The sequence below is a fragment of the Bradyrhizobium sp. USDA 223 genome (assembly GCF_044909005.1).
GTDB classification, from domain to species: domain Bacteria; phylum Pseudomonadota; class Alphaproteobacteria; order Rhizobiales; family Xanthobacteraceae; genus Bradyrhizobium; species Bradyrhizobium yuanmingense.
On the sequence record NZ_JBIYDR010000001.1, the window covers coordinates 2,564,651 to 2,583,751 of the forward strand.

General features: G+C 65.4%; 15 protein-coding genes. 4 read left to right on the forward strand and 11 right to left on the reverse strand.

Going from position 1 to position 19,101, the window contains the following annotated elements:
- Window positions 1–153: 153 nt before the first annotated feature.
- Both ABIA40_RS11735 and ABIA40_RS11740 read right to left on the reverse strand, forming a co-directional pair.
- A complete protein-coding gene (locus tag ABIA40_RS11735) occupies window positions 154–1,524 on the reverse strand; it encodes a sigma-54 dependent transcriptional regulator (RefSeq protein WP_036039494.1) in 1,371 nt (456 codons plus the stop codon).
- Between the two features lie 17 nt (window positions 1,525–1,541).
- Window positions 1,542–3,950: a PAS domain-containing sensor histidine kinase gene (locus ABIA40_RS11740; RefSeq protein WP_271542191.1), complete on the reverse strand. Its 2,409-nt coding sequence runs from the start codon at window positions 3,948–3,950 to the stop codon at window positions 1,542–1,544.
- Between the two features lie 173 nt (window positions 3,951–4,123).
- Here ABIA40_RS11740 and ABIA40_RS11745 point away from each other — a divergent pair, with 173 nt between their 5' ends.
- Window positions 4,124–4,270 (forward strand): hypothetical protein, encoded by a 147-nt coding sequence (locus ABIA40_RS11745; protein ID WP_167361662.1) that lies wholly within the window; start codon window positions 4,124–4,126, stop codon window positions 4,268–4,270.
- 166 nt (window positions 4,271–4,436) lie between these two features.
- Here the strand turns inward: ABIA40_RS11745 and ntrC are convergent, their stop codons facing one another.
- Genes ntrC through dusB form a run of 3 tightly spaced genes read right to left on the reverse strand, consistent with a single transcriptional unit; the run spans window position 4,437 to window position 8,062 of the window.
- Window positions 4,437–5,879, reverse strand: coding sequence for a nitrogen regulation protein NR(I) (ntrC, locus tag ABIA40_RS11750; RefSeq protein ID WP_128261688.1), 1,443 nt, complete (start codon window positions 5,877–5,879; stop codon window positions 4,437–4,439).
- Window positions 5,880–5,888: 9 nt separating this feature from the next.
- Window positions 5,889–7,064, reverse strand: coding sequence for a nitrogen regulation protein NR(II) (locus ABIA40_RS11755; protein ID WP_128261689.1), 1,176 nt, complete (start codon window positions 7,062–7,064; stop codon window positions 5,889–5,891).
- On the reverse strand, window positions 7,061–8,062 hold the full coding sequence (gene dusB, locus ABIA40_RS11760; protein ID WP_271542190.1) for a tRNA dihydrouridine synthase DusB: 1,002 nt from the start codon (window positions 8,060–8,062) through the stop codon (window positions 7,061–7,063). Before dusB ends, ABIA40_RS11755 begins: the two co-directional genes overlap by 4 nt.
- Window positions 8,063–8,337: 275 nt before the next feature.
- Between dusB and ABIA40_RS11765 the strand changes: the two genes are divergently transcribed.
- The gene (locus ABIA40_RS11765) at window positions 8,338–9,519 is read left to right on the forward strand and encodes a bifunctional 2-C-methyl-D-erythritol 4-phosphate cytidylyltransferase/2-C-methyl-D-erythritol 2,4-cyclodiphosphate synthase (protein ID WP_271542189.1); all 1,182 of its coding nucleotides are present in this window, start codon (window positions 8,338–8,340) and stop codon (window positions 9,517–9,519) included.
- 3 nt (window positions 9,520–9,522) lie between these two features.
- The gene (locus ABIA40_RS11770) at window positions 9,523–10,131 is read left to right on the forward strand and encodes a CinA family protein (RefSeq protein WP_271542188.1); all 609 of its coding nucleotides are present in this window, start codon (window positions 9,523–9,525) and stop codon (window positions 10,129–10,131) included.
- Window positions 10,132–10,137: 6 nt separating this feature from the next.
- Here the strand turns inward: ABIA40_RS11770 and ABIA40_RS11775 are convergent, their stop codons facing one another.
- The 3 genes from ABIA40_RS11775 to lipA form a co-directional block, all read right to left on the reverse strand.
- Window positions 10,138–10,920, reverse strand: a complete 783-nt coding sequence (locus ABIA40_RS11775) for a mechanosensitive ion channel family protein (protein WP_404541139.1) — start codon at window positions 10,918–10,920, stop codon at window positions 10,138–10,140.
- 288 nt (window positions 10,921–11,208) lie between these two features.
- Window positions 11,209–11,679 (reverse strand): type II toxin-antitoxin system RatA family toxin, encoded by a 471-nt coding sequence (locus ABIA40_RS11780; RefSeq protein WP_157284379.1) that lies wholly within the window; start codon window positions 11,677–11,679, stop codon window positions 11,209–11,211.
- A 6-nt stretch (window positions 11,680–11,685) separates the two neighbouring features.
- The gene (gene lipA / locus ABIA40_RS11785) at window positions 11,686–12,642 is read right to left on the reverse strand and encodes a lipoyl synthase (RefSeq protein WP_157284378.1); all 957 of its coding nucleotides are present in this window, start codon (window positions 12,640–12,642) and stop codon (window positions 11,686–11,688) included.
- A 128-nt stretch (window positions 12,643–12,770) separates the two neighbouring features.
- Between lipA and ABIA40_RS11790 the strand changes: the two genes are divergently transcribed.
- Window positions 12,771–13,373 (forward strand): DNA-3-methyladenine glycosylase, encoded by a 603-nt coding sequence (locus tag ABIA40_RS11790; RefSeq protein ID WP_271542187.1) that lies wholly within the window; start codon window positions 12,771–12,773, stop codon window positions 13,371–13,373.
- Between the two features lie 92 nt (window positions 13,374–13,465).
- Here ABIA40_RS11790 and ABIA40_RS11795 read toward each other — a convergent pair whose 3' ends face one another.
- The 3 genes from ABIA40_RS11795 to ABIA40_RS11805 form a co-directional block, all read right to left on the reverse strand.
- The gene (locus ABIA40_RS11795) at window positions 13,466–16,342 is read right to left on the reverse strand and encodes a valine--tRNA ligase (RefSeq protein WP_404541142.1); all 2,877 of its coding nucleotides are present in this window, start codon (window positions 16,340–16,342) and stop codon (window positions 13,466–13,468) included.
- Between the two features lie 151 nt (window positions 16,343–16,493).
- Entirely contained in the window at window positions 16,494–17,258 is a 765-nt protein-coding gene (locus ABIA40_RS11800) for a PopZ family protein (protein WP_275509868.1), read from the reverse strand.
- A gap of 303 nt (window positions 17,259–17,561) precedes the next feature.
- Window positions 17,562–18,947 carry a TolC family outer membrane protein gene (locus tag ABIA40_RS11805; protein WP_157284370.1) on the reverse strand — a complete coding sequence of 462 codons (1,386 nt, stop codon included), beginning with the start codon at window positions 18,945–18,947 and terminating at the stop codon, window positions 17,562–17,564.
- Between the last annotated feature and the right edge of the window lie 154 nt (window positions 18,948–19,101).

The window sequence follows — 19,101 nt, forward strand, 5'->3', positions numbered from 1 at the left end:
CCCCTCGGAAGGAACAGCGGTTGGATTAGAGGACAGGTCGGGATATTAGGCAAGCCGCTTCAAGCGGCAGGCGTGGCCCTATTGCCCCGAAAAACTACGGAAATCGATGATTTTCTTTGCCTATTCCCGAGATGCCGCCGCAGCGTCGCAGCATTAGCCGACGCCGAGTGCTTTCAACTTCCGGTGCAAGGCCGAGCGTTCCATGCCAACGAACTCGGCCGTTCGAGAAATATTTCCTGAGAAACGGCTGATCTGTGCAATCAAATAGTCGCGCTCGAACACCTCGCGGGCTTCGCGCAGCGGCAGGCCCATGATGTGCTCGCCATTGTTGCTGGTCGGCATCGCCGGCACCATCGAGCCGACATCCTGCGGCAGCATGTCGGCCGTGATGATGACCTCCGGCCCTCCGGCCGCCAGAATCATGACTCTTTCGACGTTGTTGCGGAGCTGGCGCACATTGCCGGGCCAGACATGCGATTGCAGCACCGCCATCGCGTCCTGACCGATCTGGCGCTTGGGCAGGCCGCTGCCGGCCGAGATCTGCTCCATGAAATAGTCGATCAGTTCCGGAATGTCCTCGCGCCGCTCCGACAGTGCGGGCACGCGGATCGGCACCACCGAGAGCCGGTGGTAGAGGTCCTCGCGGAAACGGCCGGCCGCGATCTCCTCTTCGAGATTGCGTGCGGTCGATGAGATGATGCGCACGTCGACCTGCACCTTGGCGGTGCCGCCGACGCGCTGGAACGACTGCTCCACCAGCACGCGCAGGATCTTGTTCTGGGTCTCGCGCGGCATGTCCGCGATCTCGTCGATGAACAGCGTGCCGCCATGCGCCTCTTCGAGCGCGCCGGGCTTGCGCGGCTGCTCGCCGTTGGACTGCTCGACGCCGAACAGCTCATGCTCCATTCGCTCGGGCGTGATCGCGGCGGCGTTGATGACGACGAACGGACCGTCGGCGCGGCCCGAAGCGGTATGCAGCGTGCGCGCGGTCAGCTCCTTGCCGGCGCCGGCGGGGCCGACGATCAGGATACGGCTGTTGGCCTTGGCCGCCCGCTCGATGGTCTGGCGCAGCTGGTTCATGCTGGGCGAGCGGCCGACGAGCTGGCTGGCGCTCGGGGCGAGCTGCTTCAGCTCCTTGACCTCGCGCTTGAGCCGCGAGTTCTCCAGCGCTCTGGTCGCGACCAGGATGAGGCGGTCGGCCTTGAACGGCTTCTCGATGAAGTCATAGGCGCCGCGCTTGATCGCGGCGACTGCGGTCTCGATGTTGCCGTGGCCGGAGATCATCACGACGGGCAGATCGGCATTGTCCTTCTTGACCTGCTCCAGGAGCTGCAGGCCGTCGAGCTTGGAGCCTTGCAGCCAGATGTCGAGAAACACCAGATGCGGCCGACGATTGGCAATCTCGGCGAGCGCCGTGTCGCTGTCACGTGCGGTCCTGGTGACGAACCCCTCGTCTTCGAGAATGCCCGCAACGAGATCGCGAATATCGGCCTCGTCATCGACAATCAGAATTTCACTTGCCATGGATCGCGCCTGTCTTGTCAGCTGCCTGTTGAGGCTTCGATTTTGGTTGAATCATTGGTCTTTTCAGCCGGCTCTTTGGTTCCGGCGGCCGGCTCTTTTGTTGCCTGGGTCTCGATGGATTCCGTCGCCGTTTGCGTGATGTCGGGCTTGGAGGTTGTCCCGGTCGCGCCGTTGACCGCCGGCACTTGCTCCGTTCTCGCGGACTTCGCGGGTTGCCCCGACACGGCAAAGCGCATGCGCATCCAGGCGCCGCGCTGGCCGGCACGGAAGTCCGAGGCGTCCTTCAGCTCGATCCGCCCGCCATGGTCTTCCAGCACGCGCCCGACGATCGCAAGCCCCAGCCCGGTGCCCTTGGCACGCGTGGTAACGTAGGGCTCGAGCAGACGCGAGCGCGCGACCTTGGGCAGGCCGATGCCGTTGTCGATGACGTCGATCAGCACGTCGTCGCCCTCGCGCGACACCACGACGTCGATACGCCCCTTGCCGAGCTCCTCGGGCGGGACCTGCTCGATCGCCTCGGTGGCGTTCTTGACGATGTTGGTGACAGCCTGCGAGATCAGGCGCCGGTCGAACTGGGCGCGCAGCGGATCCTGCTTGAACTCGGCCTCGATGTCGATTTCGGGATGGGCGACCTTCATCAGGAACACGGCCTGGCGCACCGTGTCGGCGACGTCCTCGCCTTCCATCACGGGCTTGGGCATCCGCGCAAAGCGCGAGAACTCGTCGACCATGCGCCTGATGTCGTCGACCTGGCGGACGATGGTGTCGGTGCATTGGTCGAAGATCTGCTTGTCCTTGGTCTCGGTGATGTCCTTGCCGAACTTGCGGCGGATGCGCTCGGCCGAGAGCTGGATCGGCGTCAGCGGGTTCTTGATCTCATGCGCGATGCGGCGCGCCACGTCGCCCCAGGCCGAGGTACGCTGCGCCGAGACCAGCTCGGTGATGTCGTCGAGCGTGATGATGTAGCTGTCATGCGGCTGGTTCTTCTCGGCGCTGACGCGGACCGACAGGTTGCGCTCGGTGCCGTCACGGGTGATCGTGATCTGGCCCTGCACCAGGCGCTGGGTCCCTTCCCGCGCCGTCTTCATCATCTCGTCGAGTTCGGGCAGCACGTCGGAGAGCGGATGGCCGAGCGTCTCGGCTTCGGAGTGCCCGATCAGTTTCTCTGCGGAGCGGTTGAGGATGCCGACGCTGCCGGACGCGTCGACGCCGATGATGCCCGCGCTCGCGGACGACAGCACCGCCTCGATGAAGCGGCGGCGGCTGTCGATGAGGTCGCTGGCATTGACCAGCTCGTCGCGCTGGCTGCGCAATTCCTGCGTCATCTTGTTGAAGGTCTCGCCCAGCTGGGCGAGATCGCCCTCCGACTGGTGCACGGGCACCTGGACGTGCAGGTCGCCGGTCGAAACTGTATGTGCCGCGTTCATCAGTCGCCGGATCGGCGAGACCAGCGAGTTGGCGAAGTTGAGACCGATCAGCACCGAAGCCATGAGGATGGTCAGCGCGATCACCGCGAACATCAGCGCGAAAGCGACCTGGATACCGAGCCTGCGCGATTCGATCTGGGCGTATTCGGCGACGCTGACCTCGGTCTGCTTGAGCTGATTGACGACATTCGGATCAAGCGGCCTGGCGACATAGAGGAAGGTGTCGTTGAAGGCGCGCAGGCGGATCACCGCGGCAACGAAGCTCGCATCGGGAAGGACCGCGATCTCGGGCTCGTTCTCGTTGACGTTGCTGAGAAAGTCCGGCGCGGGCGGCGAATAAGCGAGCCGCATGCCGGTGTCGGCGGATTCCAGGATGTTGGTGTTCTTGTCGATGATCATCGCGCCCGGCAGGTTGCGCGACGCGGCGCTCGCCGTCAGCATCTCGCGGAACGAGCGGCGGTCCTGGTCGTAGAGCGGCCGGGCATGGGCGATGTCGTTGGCCATGCCGAGAATGTCGCCGCGGATCAGCTGGGCATGGTCCTGCATATAGGCCCGCGCGATCGTCAGCGAGTTCTGGATCACCTCCTTGGTCGGCCCGGAGAACAACCGGTCGAGGCCGCGCTCGATGGTGACGTTGGCAACGACGGCGACCAGCACCGCCGGCAGCACCGCCACGATCGAGAACAGGCTGACGATCTGGACGTGGAGACGCGCCGCCGCCCTGCCCCGCCGCCGCGCCAGGATCAGCTGCCAGAGTTCCCGGATGATGATCCCGACCAGCAGCAGGATCGTGGCGGCATTGATCAGATAGAATGTGCGGACCACCGCGGGCGTCGGCTCGATCGTGCTCAGACCCGTCAGGACCAGGAAGGTCAGGAAGGCCGACAACAGCGCCAGCGCGACGGCAAAGGGTGCCAGCCAGCGTCGCACCGACCAACGCCGGGGCTCTTCCGCTGTGGCCGTGTCAAAGTGTGCGGCCGAGGTATCTGCGCTGGTCATTCCGGCAATGATGCTGAAAACGGGTCCGCGGACGGGCGGATACTGATGTATTCGTACCACATTGTTGCCGAATTGCGACAATTCCGCGGCGTGTTCGCCCTGGCGGACCCGCGCAATCCACAGGCACATGCCGCCTGGGCGGAACGGATTCCCGCCGTCCCGGCTTAATCCGCATGGATAGGATCTTTCTCGCGACGATGGTTTCGGCCGTTCTGCTGCTGATCGTGGCCGCCGACCTCCTGGTCAACGGCCTCGGCCTTCAGCAGCCGCCGCTGAATGTCGCGAGCGTGGTGCCAGCATCCGGCGGACTGGTCAGATAGGCGCAATGGCCGCGCTGCGGCCGACGACCAATTTGAATGTGCGGGCGGAACATTAGAGTCCCGTCAGGACTTGTGCTCACCGCGTCAGCCACAACGGCCAGCGCGATCCGGACAGGCTCAGCTCTGCCTTGGTAGGGGGAGCTGAGCCACCGGCCGCGTCGAGAGACTAGCCCCCGCTCCGATACACCTGGATGTCGAGATCCCGGATCTTCTTCCGCAGCGTGTTGCGGTTGAGGCCGAGCAGGTCCGCGGCGCGGATCTGGTTGCCACGGGTGGCGGCGAGCGCGGCCGTGAGCAGCGGCACCTCGATCTCCTTGAGGATGCGGTGATAGAGGCCGGGCGGCGGCACGCCGTTCGGGAAGCCCTGGAAGTGCGAGGACAGATACGCCTCCACGGCGCCGCCGAGATTGTCGACGCCCTGCTGGACCGCAGCCCCCGGGCTGACCGAGGGGGGCGCGAGCTCGCCGTCGATGACGGAGGACGTGATCACGTCCTGGGGATAGAGCGCGGCGAGGCGCCGGGCGAGGTTCTCGAGCTCGCGCACGTTGCCGGGCCAGCGGTGCTGCTTCAGCCGCTCCAGCGCCAGCGTGTCGAGCTTCTTCGGCGGCAAGCCGTCCTTCTCGGCCAGTGTGAAGAAGTGCCGCACGAGATCCGGCAGGTCCTCGATGCGCTCGCGCAACGGCGGCAGCCGCAGCGGAACGACGTTGAGGCGGAAGAACAGGTCTTCGCGGAACAGGCCCTGCTGAATGAGCACGCGCAGGTCCTTGTTGGAGGCCGCAACGATGCGCACGTCGGTCTTGATCGGGGTGCGGCCGCCAACCGTGGTGTATTCGCCCTGCTGCAACACACGCAGCAGGCGGGTCTGCGCCTCCATCGGCATGTCGCCGATCTCATCCAGGAACAGCGTGCCGCCTTCGGCCTGCTCGAACCGGCCGGAGGCGCGGGTGTTGGCGCCGGTGAAGGCACCGCGCTCGTGGCCGAACAATTCGGACTCGATGAGGTCGCGCGGGATCGCCGCCATGTTGACCGCGACGAAGGGGCCGTTGCGGCGCTTGCCGTAATCGTGCAGCGCGCGCGCCACCAGCTCCTTGCCGGTTCCGGACTCGCCCGTGATCATCACGGTGAGGTCGGTCTGCATCAGGCGCGCCAGCACGCGATAGATTTCCTGCATCGCCGGCGAGCGGCCGACCAGCGGGATCGCCTCCATCTCGGCGTCCTCATCCGGCGTCGAGGTCCGCTCCTTCGGCTCGGCGAGCGCGCGGCCGACGATCGCGATCAGCTCCTTGAGGTCGAACGGCTTCGGCAGATATTCGTAGGCCCCCCGCTCGGACGCACGGATCGCCGTCATGAAGGTGTTCTGCGCGCTCATGACGATGACGGGCAGGTTCGGCCGCATCTTCTTGATCCGCGGCAACAGGTCGAACGCGTTTTCGTCGGGCATCACCACGTCGGTGATGACGAGATCGCCCTCGCCCTGGCTGACCCAGCGCCATAGCGTTGCGGCATTGCCGGTCAGCCGCACTTCGTAACCGGCGCGGGACAGTGCCTGATTGAGAACGGTGCGGATGGCGGTATCGTCATCGGCTACGAGAATGCTACCTGCGGGCATTGTTGATCCTCATTTTGCCCCCTGTGACGCAGGCGACGACTTCCCGGCAGAGCCGTCGCGACTGCTTTGATCGGCGTGTTTGACCGATGTGGAATACATCGGCATCAGCACGCGGAAGGTGGTCTTGCGCGGCTGAGATTCGCATTCGATGATGCCCCCGTGATCGCCGACGATCTTGGCGACCAGCGCAAGGCCGAGACCCGAGCCGGTCTGCTTGGTGGTCACGAAGGGGTCGAACAGGTTGGGCAGAAGATCGTCGGGCACGCCGGGTCCGTTGTCCTTCACGCAGAATTCGAGCGGAAGGGATACCCGGGATTTTTGACCGGGGACTGACAGGCGCACGCCGGGGCGGAACGCGGTTGTGAGCTGGATCTCGGCGTCGGGCACGTCGATCAGCGCTTCGGCAGCGTTCTTCACGAGATTGAGGAACACCTGGATCAGCTGGTCCTGGTTCGCCAGGACCGGCGGCAGCGAGGGGTCGTAGTCCTCGATGAAACGGATGTTGCGGGCAAAGCCCGACTGCGCCAGCCGCTTCACGTGGTCGAGCACCGAATGGATGTTGACGGGACCGCGCACCACGGGGCGCTCGTCGCCGAACACCTCCATGCGGTCGACCAGCGTCACGATGCGATCGGCCTCGTCGCAGATCAGCCGCGTCAGCATGCGGTCCTCGGACGAGGCCTGCTGCTCGAGCAGCTGCGCTGCGCCGCGAATGCCCGAAAGCGGATTCTTGATTTCATGAGCGAGCATTGCTGCTAGCGCTATCACCGAGCGCGCGGCGCTGCGATGGGTGAGCTGCCGATCCATCTTGTCCGCGATGGTGCGCTCCTGCAGCATCACGACGATATGGCCGGGCCGCTCGGTGAGTGGAGCCACGTGCAGGTCGACCTGGCGGTCGCCGCCCATGCGTGGCGTGCCGAGATCGACCTTGTATTCGTTGACCGGCGCGTTCGAGGAACGCACCTGGTCGATCAGCGCCAACAGAGGGCTTCCAAACGGCACCAGCTCCTTCAGCGACTGCCGCTTCAGGAATTGCGTCGAGATCTCGAAGAAGGCTTCGGTGGCGATGTTGGCGGCGACGATCTTGCCGTCGGGCCCGATCATGAGCACGGGGTTGGGCAAGGCATCCAGGATTGCGTCGCTGTCGGACTGAAGCGGCCGACGATGTTCAGCGGCTGAACTCATGCAGCAGCGCTCCATGCGAAGTCGTCGAAGGCGTCTTGCAGTGAAACGTGAACGAGGCGCGGATCCTCCGAGACCAGGATCTTCTGCCGCCAGGATTTCAGCTTCTCGGCCGGCGCACGGCTCGCCTGCGCTGCGACGTCGAGCGCCCAACCCAGATGCTTGCGGGCGTGCCTCAGCCCGATGCGCAGGCCATAGAGCGCACAAACGCCGTCATAGAGTGTGCGGACATAATGCAGCTGCGTCTGGAGCGAGGGTACGGCTTCCTCGGCTCCGCCCTGCAGGCGGCGGCCGATCTGGCCCGGCAGCCAGGGCTGGCCCTGCGCGCCGCGGCCGATCATCACGGCGTCGGCGCCCGAGGCGTCCAATGCCGCCAGCGCCTTCTCGTAGGAGGTGATGTCGCCGTTGACGACGAGCGGAATCGAGATGGCCTCGCGCACGGCGCGGATCGCATCCCAATCGGCCTCCCCCTTGTAGAACTGGCAGCGGGTGCGGCCGTGCACGGTGACGAGCTTGACCCCGGCGGCCTCCGCGCGCCGCGCCAGCTCGGGCGCGTTGCGGCTGCGGTCGTCCCAGCCGAGGCGCATCTTCAGCGTCACCGGCACCTTCACCGCCGCGATCGTCGCTTCGATCAGGCTGACGGCATGGTCGAGGTCGCGCATCAAGGCCGAGCCGGACTGGCCGCCGGTGACGTGGCGGGCGGGACAGCCCATGTTGATGTCGATGATATCGGCGCCTTCCGCTTCGGCGATCCGGGCGCCTTCGGCCATCCAATGCGTCTCGCAGCCGGCGAGTTGGACCACATGCGGGCCGATGCCGGTGGCTTCGCAGCGCAACCGGGACATCCGGTGTCCATTGACGAGCTCATCGCTCGCGGTCATTTCGGACACGACGAGACCAGCCCCAAGCTCGGCGGCCAGCCGGCGGACGGGCGAGTCAGTCACACCCGACATCGGCGCCAGGAAGACCGGGGTGGCGACTTCAATATCGCCTATTTTCAACGGCTTAGAGCCTGATACTGCCGAGCCGGTCACAGGGGTCCCGTTGACTGGGCAGGGCCTCATCGCGCCTGCCATGATCTATCTTGCGCACAATTCTTGTGCAGTCAAGCGTCATGCCTACAGTTTAGACAGTTCTGTAGATCTTTCAAGTGCAGTGCAGCAAAATGCTGTTTCCCACAATCCGGGGAAACCCCCCTTTTTTTGCGGGCCTGCCGTGCTAGAGGCATGCCGGCAAATCACCCCTGCTCTTATTGGCAACTGAGTATTTGAGTCCTATGGCGAAATCACAGCGCACCGCGGTCGTCCTCGTCGCAGCCGGGCGTGGACTGCGTGCCGGCGCCGGTGGGCCGAAGCAATATCGCGAGATCGGTGGCGTGCCCGTGATCCGCCGCGCCATGGAAGCCTTCAGCCGTCACGCTGAGGTGTTCGCGGTGCAGCCGGTGGTGAACCCCGACGACAGCGCCATGTTCACCGCAGCGGTCGCAGGGCTCAGGCACGAGCCACCGACCAATGGCGGCGCGACGCGGCAGGCTTCGGTGCTCGCCGGCCTCGAAGCGCTGGCCAAGCACAATCCGGACATCGTGCTGATCCACGACGCCGCGCGCCCCTTCGTCTCGGAAGGCGTGATCTCGCGCGCGATCGAGGCGGCGAGCCGCGCCGGCGCTGCGATCCCCACCGTCGCCGTCACCGACACCATCAAGGTCACCGGCGAAAGCGGCAACGTCGAGGCCACGCCGGACCGCGCTTCCTTGCGGATCGCACAGACGCCGCAATCCTTTCGTTTCGACGTCATCCTCGAGGCGCATCGTCGCGCGGCAAGGGATGGACGCTCGGATTTCACCGACGATGCCGCGATTGCCGAATGGGCGGGATTGACGGTTGCAACCTTTGAAGGCGATGTTGCCAACATGAAGCTCACAACTCCCGAGGATTTCGTGCGCGAGGAAGCGCGCCTGGCCGCCCAGCTCGGCGACATCAGGACCGGCACCGGCTACGACGTGCACGCCTTCGGCGAAGGCGACCATGTCATGATCTGCGGCGTGCGCGTGCCGCACACCAAAGGTTTCCTGGCTCATTCCGACGGCGATGTCGGCCTGCATGCGCTGGTCGACGCCATTCTCGGCGCTCTCGCCGACGGCGACATCGGCTCGCACTTCCCGCCGAGCGATGCGAAGTGGAAGGGCGCCTCCTCCGACCAGTTCCTGAAATATGCCATCGAGCGCGTCGCAGCGCGCGGCGGCCGCGTCGCCAACCTCGAGGTGACGCTGATCTGCGAGCGGCCGAAGATCGGCCCGTTGCGCGACACCATGCGCGCGCGCATCGCCGAGATCTCCGGCGTCGACATCTCGCGCATCGCAGTGAAGGCGACCACCAGCGAGCGGCTCGGCTTCACCGGCCGCGAGGAAGGCATCGCGGCGACCGCGAGCGCCACCATCCGCCTTCCCTGGGGCGTCTAGGCCATGGGCGGCAGCGACGCACGCGCCCTCTCCCGCTCGCTGCTCGATCTGTGCCGGATGCGCAAGCTGACGATCGCGACCGCTGAATCCTGCACCGGCGGCCTGGTTGCGGGCGCACTGACCGACATTCCCGGCTCGTCCGACGTCATTGACCGCGGCTTCGTCACCTATTCCAACGAGGCCAAGCGCGCGATGCTTGGCGTCGAGGCGAGCACGCTGGCCAATTTCGGTGCCGTGAGCAAGGAGACCGCCACCGCAATGGCAATCGGTGCGCTTGAGCGCGCCGATGTCGATCTCGCCGTCGCCATTACCGGCATCGCCGGCCCGGGCGGCGCCACGCCCGGCAAGCCGGTCGGTCTCGTGCACTTCGCCGCCGCCGCGCGCGACGGCCGCATCATCCACCGCGAGCACCGCTTCGGCGCCATCGGCCGCAGCGCGGTGCGCGCCCGTTCTGTTGTCGAGGCTTTGCGCATGCTGATGGATCTGGCCCGCGGCCCGCAAGTCGCGGCCAAGCCGCAGCGTGCCGCCGCAAGCCGCCTGCGCCCGCGTGTGACCCGCTCGCCGCGCCGGCATGTGGTGAAACGCAGGCCGCCGCGTCCGCCGCGGGGATAAATCGTCTCAGGCGGCCGTGGCAAGCAGCGCGCTCGCATGATCGAGCACGCACTGCTTGACCGCGCCAGCTTCAGACGGTTTCGCCTTGGCGCTAACCGTCAATTCCAGGATCGGCGCGGCGGGATTGGCGACATCGAGGACCTTGCTGACGGAGACGGCGGGTTGCGCCTGATCGTCGATGCGGGAATCCTTGCGAAGCTCCTTCAGGATGCGATCGGCCAGCGCCGGAGCGGCGCCGGCGGGTACCGGAAACGTCACCTTGATCTCGCCCGTGCCAGGATAGGCGCTGTGGTTGATGATGGCCGCGCCCCAGACCTGTCCATTCGGCAACAGGATCTGCGTGTTGTCGGGCGCGACCAGCTCGGTCATGAATAGCGACAGCGACCTCACCTTGCCCGCCTTGCCGGCGACCTCGACATCGTCGCCGATGTGAAATGGCCGGAACAAGAGCAGCATCACGCCGGCGGCGAGATTGGACAGCGTGCCCTGCAAGGCAAGACCAATGGCGAGCGAGGTCGCACCCAGCACGGCAACGAGACTCGCCGTCTGGATGCCGAACAGCTGCAGCACGGCGATGCCGACGACCGCGAGCACGCCATAACGCGCAAGGCTGCCCACGAACAGCGTCACCAGCGGGTCGACGCGATGCGTGACGCTGAGGACGCGCGTGACGAAGCGTTGCATCGCGCCGGACAGATACCAGCCGACCGCGAGCAGCAGGACCGCGTAGATCGCGTTCAGGCCATACAGGACAAGCGAAGCTTGCAGCGCGTCGAAATTGATGGTCATGGCGGCTCCAACCCGGACAGTCGGTTGAGAACGCGCCGCGATGCGAAATGATCCCCGCGACGGCGGAGGCGGAACGCAGTCGCCTAGCCCGGGTGAGCGAAGCGACACCCCAGGATCACCGTCAGTGGATTGAGAAAGATCTCGTGCCCCGGACGCAGCGCAGCGCTCCTTCAGCGGTGCGCTGCAGAGCCGGGGCCCATCTATCGAGTGAGGAGTCTGTCGCTGTGGGTCCCGGCTCTGCGCAGCAACGCTAAGGGCGTTGCAGCGCGTCCGGGACATGAGAGTTACCTACGTCGAGGCCAGCTTCGGCCGCCCGTAGATCGCGTCCGCCCGTTTCTCGAACGCGGCGGAGAACCGCGCGAAGGCGGCGTCGAACATCGAGCCCATCAGCATCGCCAGCATGCGGCTCTTGAATTCGTAAGACAGGAAGAAACCGACGTCGCAGACGCCCTCGCCTTTAGGCTCGAACGTCCAGCGGTTTTCCAGATTGCTGAACGGACCTTGCAGATATTCGACCAGGATCTTCAGATTGGCGCGGTCGAGCGTCACCCGGCTGGTGAAGGTTTCCTTGATCAGCTTGAACGACACCGTCATGTCGGCAACCAGCACCTCGGTGCCGTCGGGCTTGGCCATCCGCTGCCGCACCTTCAGCGCGCTGCACAGCGGCACGAATTCCGGGTAGCGCTCGACGTCGGCGACCAGATCGAACATCTCGGATGCGCTGTGATTGACACGGCGCTTGCTCGAAAAACGGGGCATATCGGTTCAACGGGCAATCGCGGCCCGCGCGGCCTGCAGTCTCGCAAAGTCCTCGCCGGCATGATGCGAGGAACGGGTGAGCGGGCTCGCCGACACCATCAGAAAGCCCTTGGTGTAGGCGACCTTCTCGTAGGAACCGAACTCGTCCGGCGGCACGTAGCGCATCACCGCGTGATGCTTGCGGGTCGGCTGCAGGTATTGCCCGATGGTCAGGAAGTCGACGTCGGCCGAGCGCAGATCGTCCATCACCTGGAGCACCTCGTGGCGCTCCTCGCCGAGGCCGACCATGATGCCGGACTTGGTGAAGATGGTGGGGTCGAGCTCCTTGACCCGCTGCAGCAGCCGGATCGAATGGAAGTAGCGCGCGCCGGGCCGCACCGTGAGATAGCGCGACGGCACCGTCTCGAGATTGTGGTTGAACACGTCGGGCTTGGCCGCGACGACGATTTCCAGCGCCCCCTCCTTGCGCAGGAAGTCGGGCGTCAGGATCTCGATCGTGGTCGAGGGGCACGCGGCCCTGATGGCGCGGATGGTCTCTGCGAAATGCTCGGCGCCGCCGTCAGTGAGGTCGTCGCGATCGACCGAGGTGATGACGACGTGGGCGAGGCCCAGCTTCGCCACGGCCTCGGCGACGTTCTGCGGCTCGGCCGCATCCAGTGCATTCGGCAGGCCGGTCTTGACGTTGCAGAAGGCGCAGGCCCGGGTGCAGGTGTCACCCATGATCATGAAGGTCGCGTGCTTCTTGTCCCAGCACTCGCCGATGTTCGGGCAGCCCGCCTCCTCGCACACCGTGTGCAGGCCGTTGGCGCGCACGATGTTGCGGGTGTCGGCATAGCCGCGGGTGTTCGGCGCGCGCACGCGGATCCAGTCCGGCTTCGGCGGCGAAGCGGAATCGGGCCGGTTCACCTTTTCGGGGTGGCGCGGGCGCAGCGGGTTCGAGATGGTATCGACAATAACGACCATGGGGTGTCCGGTCTGTTCAGGTCCTACCTAGTCGGTCTGGCCTGGCATCGCAACCCGGCTCGCCCCGCTTCAGGGAACATGGCAGATATGGGCAATATCCTGCTCTGTTCTCAGACGATTCTCCTCGAATGGCTCCAATCTCGAAACCTTCCACACCACGGCTCGGCAAGCAGCTGAAGCGGACCTTTTTCGGCCGCAGCGTCCATGAGGTCGCGCCCGACCTGATCGGCGCCACCATGCTCGTCGACGGCGTCGGCGGGATCATCGTCGAGGTCGAGGCCTATCACCATACCGACCCGGCGGCGCACTCCTACAATGGCCAGACGCCGCGGAACCAGGTCATGTTTGGCCCGCCTGGCTTTGCCTATGTCTACCGCTCCTACGGCATCCACTGGTGCGTGAACTTCGTCTGCGAGGAGGAAGGCTCGGCCAGCGCCGTGCTGATCCGTGCTCTGGAGCCGACGCATGGCCTGGCTGCGATGCGCCGACGCCGGCATCTGCAGGACGTGCATGCGCTGTGCTCGGGCCCGGGCAAGCTGACCGAGGCGCTCGGCATCACCATCGCGCACAACGCCCTGCCGCTGGATCGGCCTCCCATCGCGCTGCATGCGCGAACCGAGGATGTCGAGGTCGCAACCGGCATCCGCATCGGCATCACCAAGGCGGTCGAGCTGCCTTGGCGCTACGGCGTCAGGGGCTCGAAGTTTTTGAGCAAGCCGTTTCCGAAATAGGCCTAAAGCGCGATGAATCATCATCGCGCTTTAGGTTATTGTTTGAGCATGATCTTTCCGGAAAACTGCTGCACACTTTTCCGGATCATGCCCTAAGACGCCTGCTTCAGCCGCTCCATCGCTTCGAGCAGCTTGGCCTTGCGGGCCAGCGCCGCCTCGCGCTTTTCGCGCTCCTCCTCGACGACTTCCTCGGCCGCGTTGGCGACGAACTTCTCGTTCGCCAGCTTCGACTCGGCGCGCTTGATGTCGGCCTCGGCCTTGCCGATCTCCTTGTCGAGACGCGTGCGCTCGGCGGCGACGTCGATCACGCCCTTGAGCGGCAGCGCGGCGACCTCGCCGCGCACAAGCAACTGGACAGCGCCGTCAGGCGCTCGGTCGGCGAAGGAGATGTCCGACAGCCGCGCCATACGCTTGATGACATCGGCCCAGCGCGGCGCGCGCTCCTTGGTTTCGGCCGAAGCGCCTGCGAGCACCAGCGCCGTCAGCGTTGCCGGCGCGATGTTCATCTCGGCGCGCACCGAGCGGATCTGCGTGACGAGGTCGATGACCCAGCCGATCTCGGCCTCGGCAGCCGGATCGGTGAAGTCGGCATGATCGAAGATCGGCAGCACCCAGGCCGGCGAGACCAGCGCATCGGTCGGTCCCGTGGTCGCCGCAAGCATCGCGAGCTGCTCCGGCGTCGGCTCGACCGGCTTCAGCGGCCACGGCGCCAATGCGAGCAGGCCGTCGCGTTTTGCCGTCACCTCCCACAGCTCTTCGGTGATGAAGGGCATGAAGGGGTGCAACAGCTTCAGGATCTCGTCGCGCGCCCAGGCGACCATGGCACGGGTCTCGTCCTTGGCAGGGCTGTCCGGACCGAGCAGCACGGGCTTGGCGAGCTCGACATACCAGTCGCAATAGACGTTCCAGACGAAGCGATAGATGCTGCCGGCGGCATCGTTGAACCGACAGGCCTCGATCGCCTCGGTCACCTCGCGCGTGGTGTGCGCGGTCTCATGCGCAATCCAGCGGTTCAGCGTCTCCTTTGCCTTCGCAGGCTCGAAACCATCAGGCACGGCGCAGTGGTTCATCTCCGCGAACCGGCATGCGTTCCAGAGCTTGGTCGCGAAATTGCGGTAGCCTTCGACACGGCTGGTGGCGAGCTTGATGTCGCGGCCCTGCGCTGCCATCGCCGCCAGGGTGAAGCGCAGCGCGTCCGCACCGTATTCGTCGATCAGGTGGAGGGGATCGATGACGTTGCCCTTCGACTTCGACATCTTGGCGCCCTTCTCGTCGCGGACGAGGGCGTGGATGTAGATGGTCGAGAACGGCACCTCCTTCATGAAGTGCAGGCCCATCATCATCATGCGGGCGACCCAGAAGAAGATGATGTCGAAGCCGGTCACCAGCGCATTGGTCGGGTAGTAGCGCTGCACCTCGGGCGTCTCGTCGGGCCAGCCGAGCGTCGAGAACGGCCACAGCGCCGAGGAGAACCAGGTGTCGAGCACGTCCTCGTCGCGCGTGATGAATCCTTCGCGCTTGTTGCGGTCGAGCGCCATCTCGCGGCCCTGCTCGGGCGTGATGACCTCCTGCTCGACGTAATAGCCGAGCGCGTGGCTGATGGCCTCCTCCTCGGTCTCGGCGACGAACACCTTGCCGTCAGGGCCGTACCAGGCCGGGATCTGATGGCCCCACCAGAGCTGACGTGAGATGCACCAGGGCTGGATGTTCTCCATCCACTCGTAATAGGTCTTTTCCCAGTTCTTCGGAACGAACGTCGTTTCGCCCGAACGCACCGCCGCGATCGCAGGTCTCGCCAGCGTCTTGGCGTCGACGTACCACTGATCGGTCAGGTAGGGCTCGATCACGCTGCCAGAGCGATCGCCGTGCGGCACCATGTGGGTGTGCGGCTCGATCCGCTCGACGAAGCCGAACGATTCCAGCCGCTCGACGATGCGCTTGCGCGCAGCGAAGCGGTCGACCTTGTGGAATTCCTCGGCGGATTGCGCAGCGCCTTCGGGCAGGTCGCGCAGATAATCCTCGTTGTCGAGGAGATCGAGACAGCCTTCCCTGTCGAGCACGCTGATCCGGCGCAGCCCGTGGCGATTGCCGACCTCGAAATCGTTGAAGTCGTGCGCCGGCGTCACCTTCACAGCGCCCGATCCCTTCTCGGGATCGGAATACTCGTCGGCGACGATTTTGATCTTGCGGCCGACCAGCGGCAGGACGACATTCTTGCCGATCAGCTTCTGGTAGCGATCGTCCTCCGGATGGACGGCCACGCCGGTATCGCCGAGCATGGTCTCGGGGCGCGTGGTGGCGACCACGATGAAGCTCGAGGGATCCTCGGGGCTGAACGTCTTGCCCTCGATCGGATAGCGCAGATACCAGAGGTGGCCCTTCACTTCCGTCTGCTGCACTTCGAGATCGGAGATCGCGGTCAGCAGCTTGGTGTCCCAGTTCACCAGCCGCTTGTCCTTGTAGATCAGTCCCTCGCGGTGCAGCTCGACGAACACCTTGACGACGGCCTTCGACAGGCCCTCGTCCATGGTGAAGCGCTCACGCGACCAGTCGCAGGACGCACCGAGGCGCTTGAGCTGGTTGATGATGGTGTCGCCGCTCTCGGCCTTCCACTGCCAGACCCGCTCCAGAAACTTCTCGCGGCCCATCTCGCGGCGACCGGGCTGCTGGCGCTCCATCAGCTGCCGCTCGACCACCATCTGGGTGGCGATGCCGGCATGATCGGTGCCGGGCTGCCACAGCACGTCGCGGCCGCGCATGCGCTCGAACCGGCAAAGGATGTCCTGCAGCGTGTTGTTGAGGGCGTGGCCCATGTGCAGCGAGCCCGTCACGTTCGGCGGCGGGATCACGATGGTGAAGGGCACGGCATCACGGCGGTCGGGCCGGCCAGCCTTGAACGCAAGGCTGTCCTCCCACACCACGGACATGCGGGTTTCGATATCGGCGGGTTGGTAATTTTTCTCGATCATGGGGCTGCTAGAAAGCCGCGCGAGGGGGCCAAGTCAACGAAAAGTCAACGAAAAGCTCAGGGAAAGCGCGGCGGCGACAGCGCTTTCCGACCCGGTCCGGGCTCGAATATGACACCCGAAGCCAGGCTTTATGAGGGCCTTTCGGCCGTCCTCAGCGGCCGCCGCGCGAGACCCGCTCGATTTCGGCCTTCACGATGCGTTCAACGAGGCCGGGCAGATTGTCGTCGAGCCAGGACTTCAGCATCGGCCGCAGCATCTCCTTGACCAAGTCCTCCAGCGTCCGGGCGTTGCTGCTGAGCACAGTATGGGCCAGGGAGTTGAAGGCGGATTCGACCGCGGAGACCGTCGATTGCGCGAGGATCGGCTGCTGCGGGGGCAGCGGCGGCGCGTCGAAATCCACCGGCGCGTAGGACGGCGGCGGGGCGGGCCGCGGCGGCTCAGCGAATTCGAGATCGTCGCGGGGTTCGACCTTGCGGAAGCTCGGCGGCGGCGGAGGCGGCGTCGGGTCCACCGCCATGTCGTCGGTGAGTTCGAGCACGTCCGGTTCGGGCTCGGGCTCCGGCTCGGGCGCGCGGACCTCAGGCGCAGGTGTGGCCGCATCGAGACCCGCCAGCAACGCGTCGATGTCGTCCTGGCTGTTGGATGCGTCCGCCGCGGGCGCCGGCGCAGGTGCCGGCGCCGGCTTTGCAGCCGGCGGCGGTGCCGGCTTCTCGGCGGCGGGTTTCGGCGGAGCGACCTTGGATGGCGGAATGTCGTTCATCGCCTGCGGCTTCGGCGGCGCAGCGGGCGCAGCAGCCTTCTCGGGCTTGGCGGCCTCGACCGGCGGGGGCTTTGCCTCGTCGTCGGCAATGATGCGCCGGATCGAGGCCAGAATCTCCTCCATCGAGGGTTCTGTGACCTTTGCAGGCTGCGTCATCTCCGACTCCACATCATCAACGCCCTCGCATGCGTTGTTTTACACCAAGCACGGCAGGATTGGCCGGTTCCGCAACGATGGGTCCGCCATTTTCGTCGCCGCAGCCCGACTTGTCCCCAGATCACGGCTCGACGCGCAGCGGTGCGCCCCTGCCCCGGCGCCGAAGCGTTACGCACGTGACATCAATGCGGGGCGAATCGACCCGCATCATCTTGGCAAGGCTATGTCAGGGATTTTGACGATTGCAAGCAAAGCACCGGTCGACCTCGGCTATTGGCGAGATCGACCGGATGATTACGGGAATCAGCGGCCGTCAGGCGTGCGCACACCCGCCCAGCTGTCCCGCACCTGATGATAGTGAACGCTGGGGTCGTAGGTCGTAGTCGCAAGGCCGAGGACTTGCGGCGACAGACGCCCGACCGCCGCGAGGACGTTATAAGATGCAACTACACGATCGTGCTGCGCGGTCACCAGCGCGACGCGCGCGTTCACCAGCGCCTGCTGCGCATTGAGCACGTCCAGCGTGGTGCGCTGGCCGGCCTTGGCCTCCTCGCGTACGCCGTTGAGGGCGATCTCGGATGCCGTCACCTGCGCCTGAGCCGACTGCACCTGCGCCTTGGTGGCCTGCAGCGAGCCCCACCATTGCACAACGGTCGCACGGGTCTGGTCGCGAGTCGTTTCGAGGTTGAGGCGCTGCTGCGCCAGGTTCTCCTTGGACTGGCGGATCAGCGCGTATTCGCCACCGCCCTGATAGATCGGCACCGAGATCTGTGCGATCGCGGACGCGTTGAAGGCCCTGTACTGTATCAGCGACTGCTCGTATGCCTGCGTGGCTGTGGCCTGCAACGTGACTGACGGGAGCAGAGCGCCCTCGGCGACCTTCACTTGCAGAAAGTTGACGTCGATGCCGAACATCGCGGCCGTCACGTTGGGGTGCTGGACCAGGCCTAGCTCGATGGCCGAAGCGAGTGTCGAAGGCAGGAACCGATCGACAGGTGAGCCAGGCGCAAGATTCGTCGGCTCGTTGCCGATGATGCGACGGAAGTTTGCGCGGGTCGTCGTCAGATTCGCTTCAGCGGTGAGCGCCTGGGTCCTTCCGGCCGCCAGTTGCGCTTCCGATTGAGCGACGTCGGTGCGGGTCACTTCGCCGACATTGAAACGGTCACGGGTCTGCTTGAGCGTCTGCTCGAGCACGCGCACGTTGCTGCGTTGGACTTCAAGCGTCGCCGCGTCGCGGAGATAATCCATGTAGGTCGTGGCCGCCTGAAGCAGCACGCTTTGATCGAGGCTGCGCAGCGCTTCCCGAGCACCGGACACCTGACTCTCCGCGGCGCGAGTCCGGTTGGCGGTCTGGTTGCCGTTGTACAGCGTCTGGGAAGCAGTCAATCCCACGCTTCGAGGAATGCCCGTGCCGTTAACGGGCTCGCTAGTAGAGGCACTCTTGAAGTCCGAGTACTGATAACCGCCGCTTGCGGTCAGCGAGACCCGCGGACGATAGCCAGACAAGGCCTGCGGCACGTTCTCGTCGGTCGAGCGCACCTGGGCACGCTGCGCGTTGAGCTGCGGATTGTTCTGATAGGCGCGCACCAGCGCGCCCTCGATCGTATCCGCCAAGGCAGGCGTCGTCCCGGCAAGCGCCAGCAGCAGGACCGAAACCGCAGCTCCGGTGAAGAGCTTCACCCCATGCATCCGTGAAATTCCGTTCGTTCTAGCGCCCGGCTCGTGCCCGCGAGCCGGGGTACCGTACCAATGGAGTCGTTGCCCCGCCGCAACATAGGACGCGGTCAAGCGCGACGGAACTACCCGAGGGTGGTTCTCAGTGGAAACTCTTCACGTGCAGCAT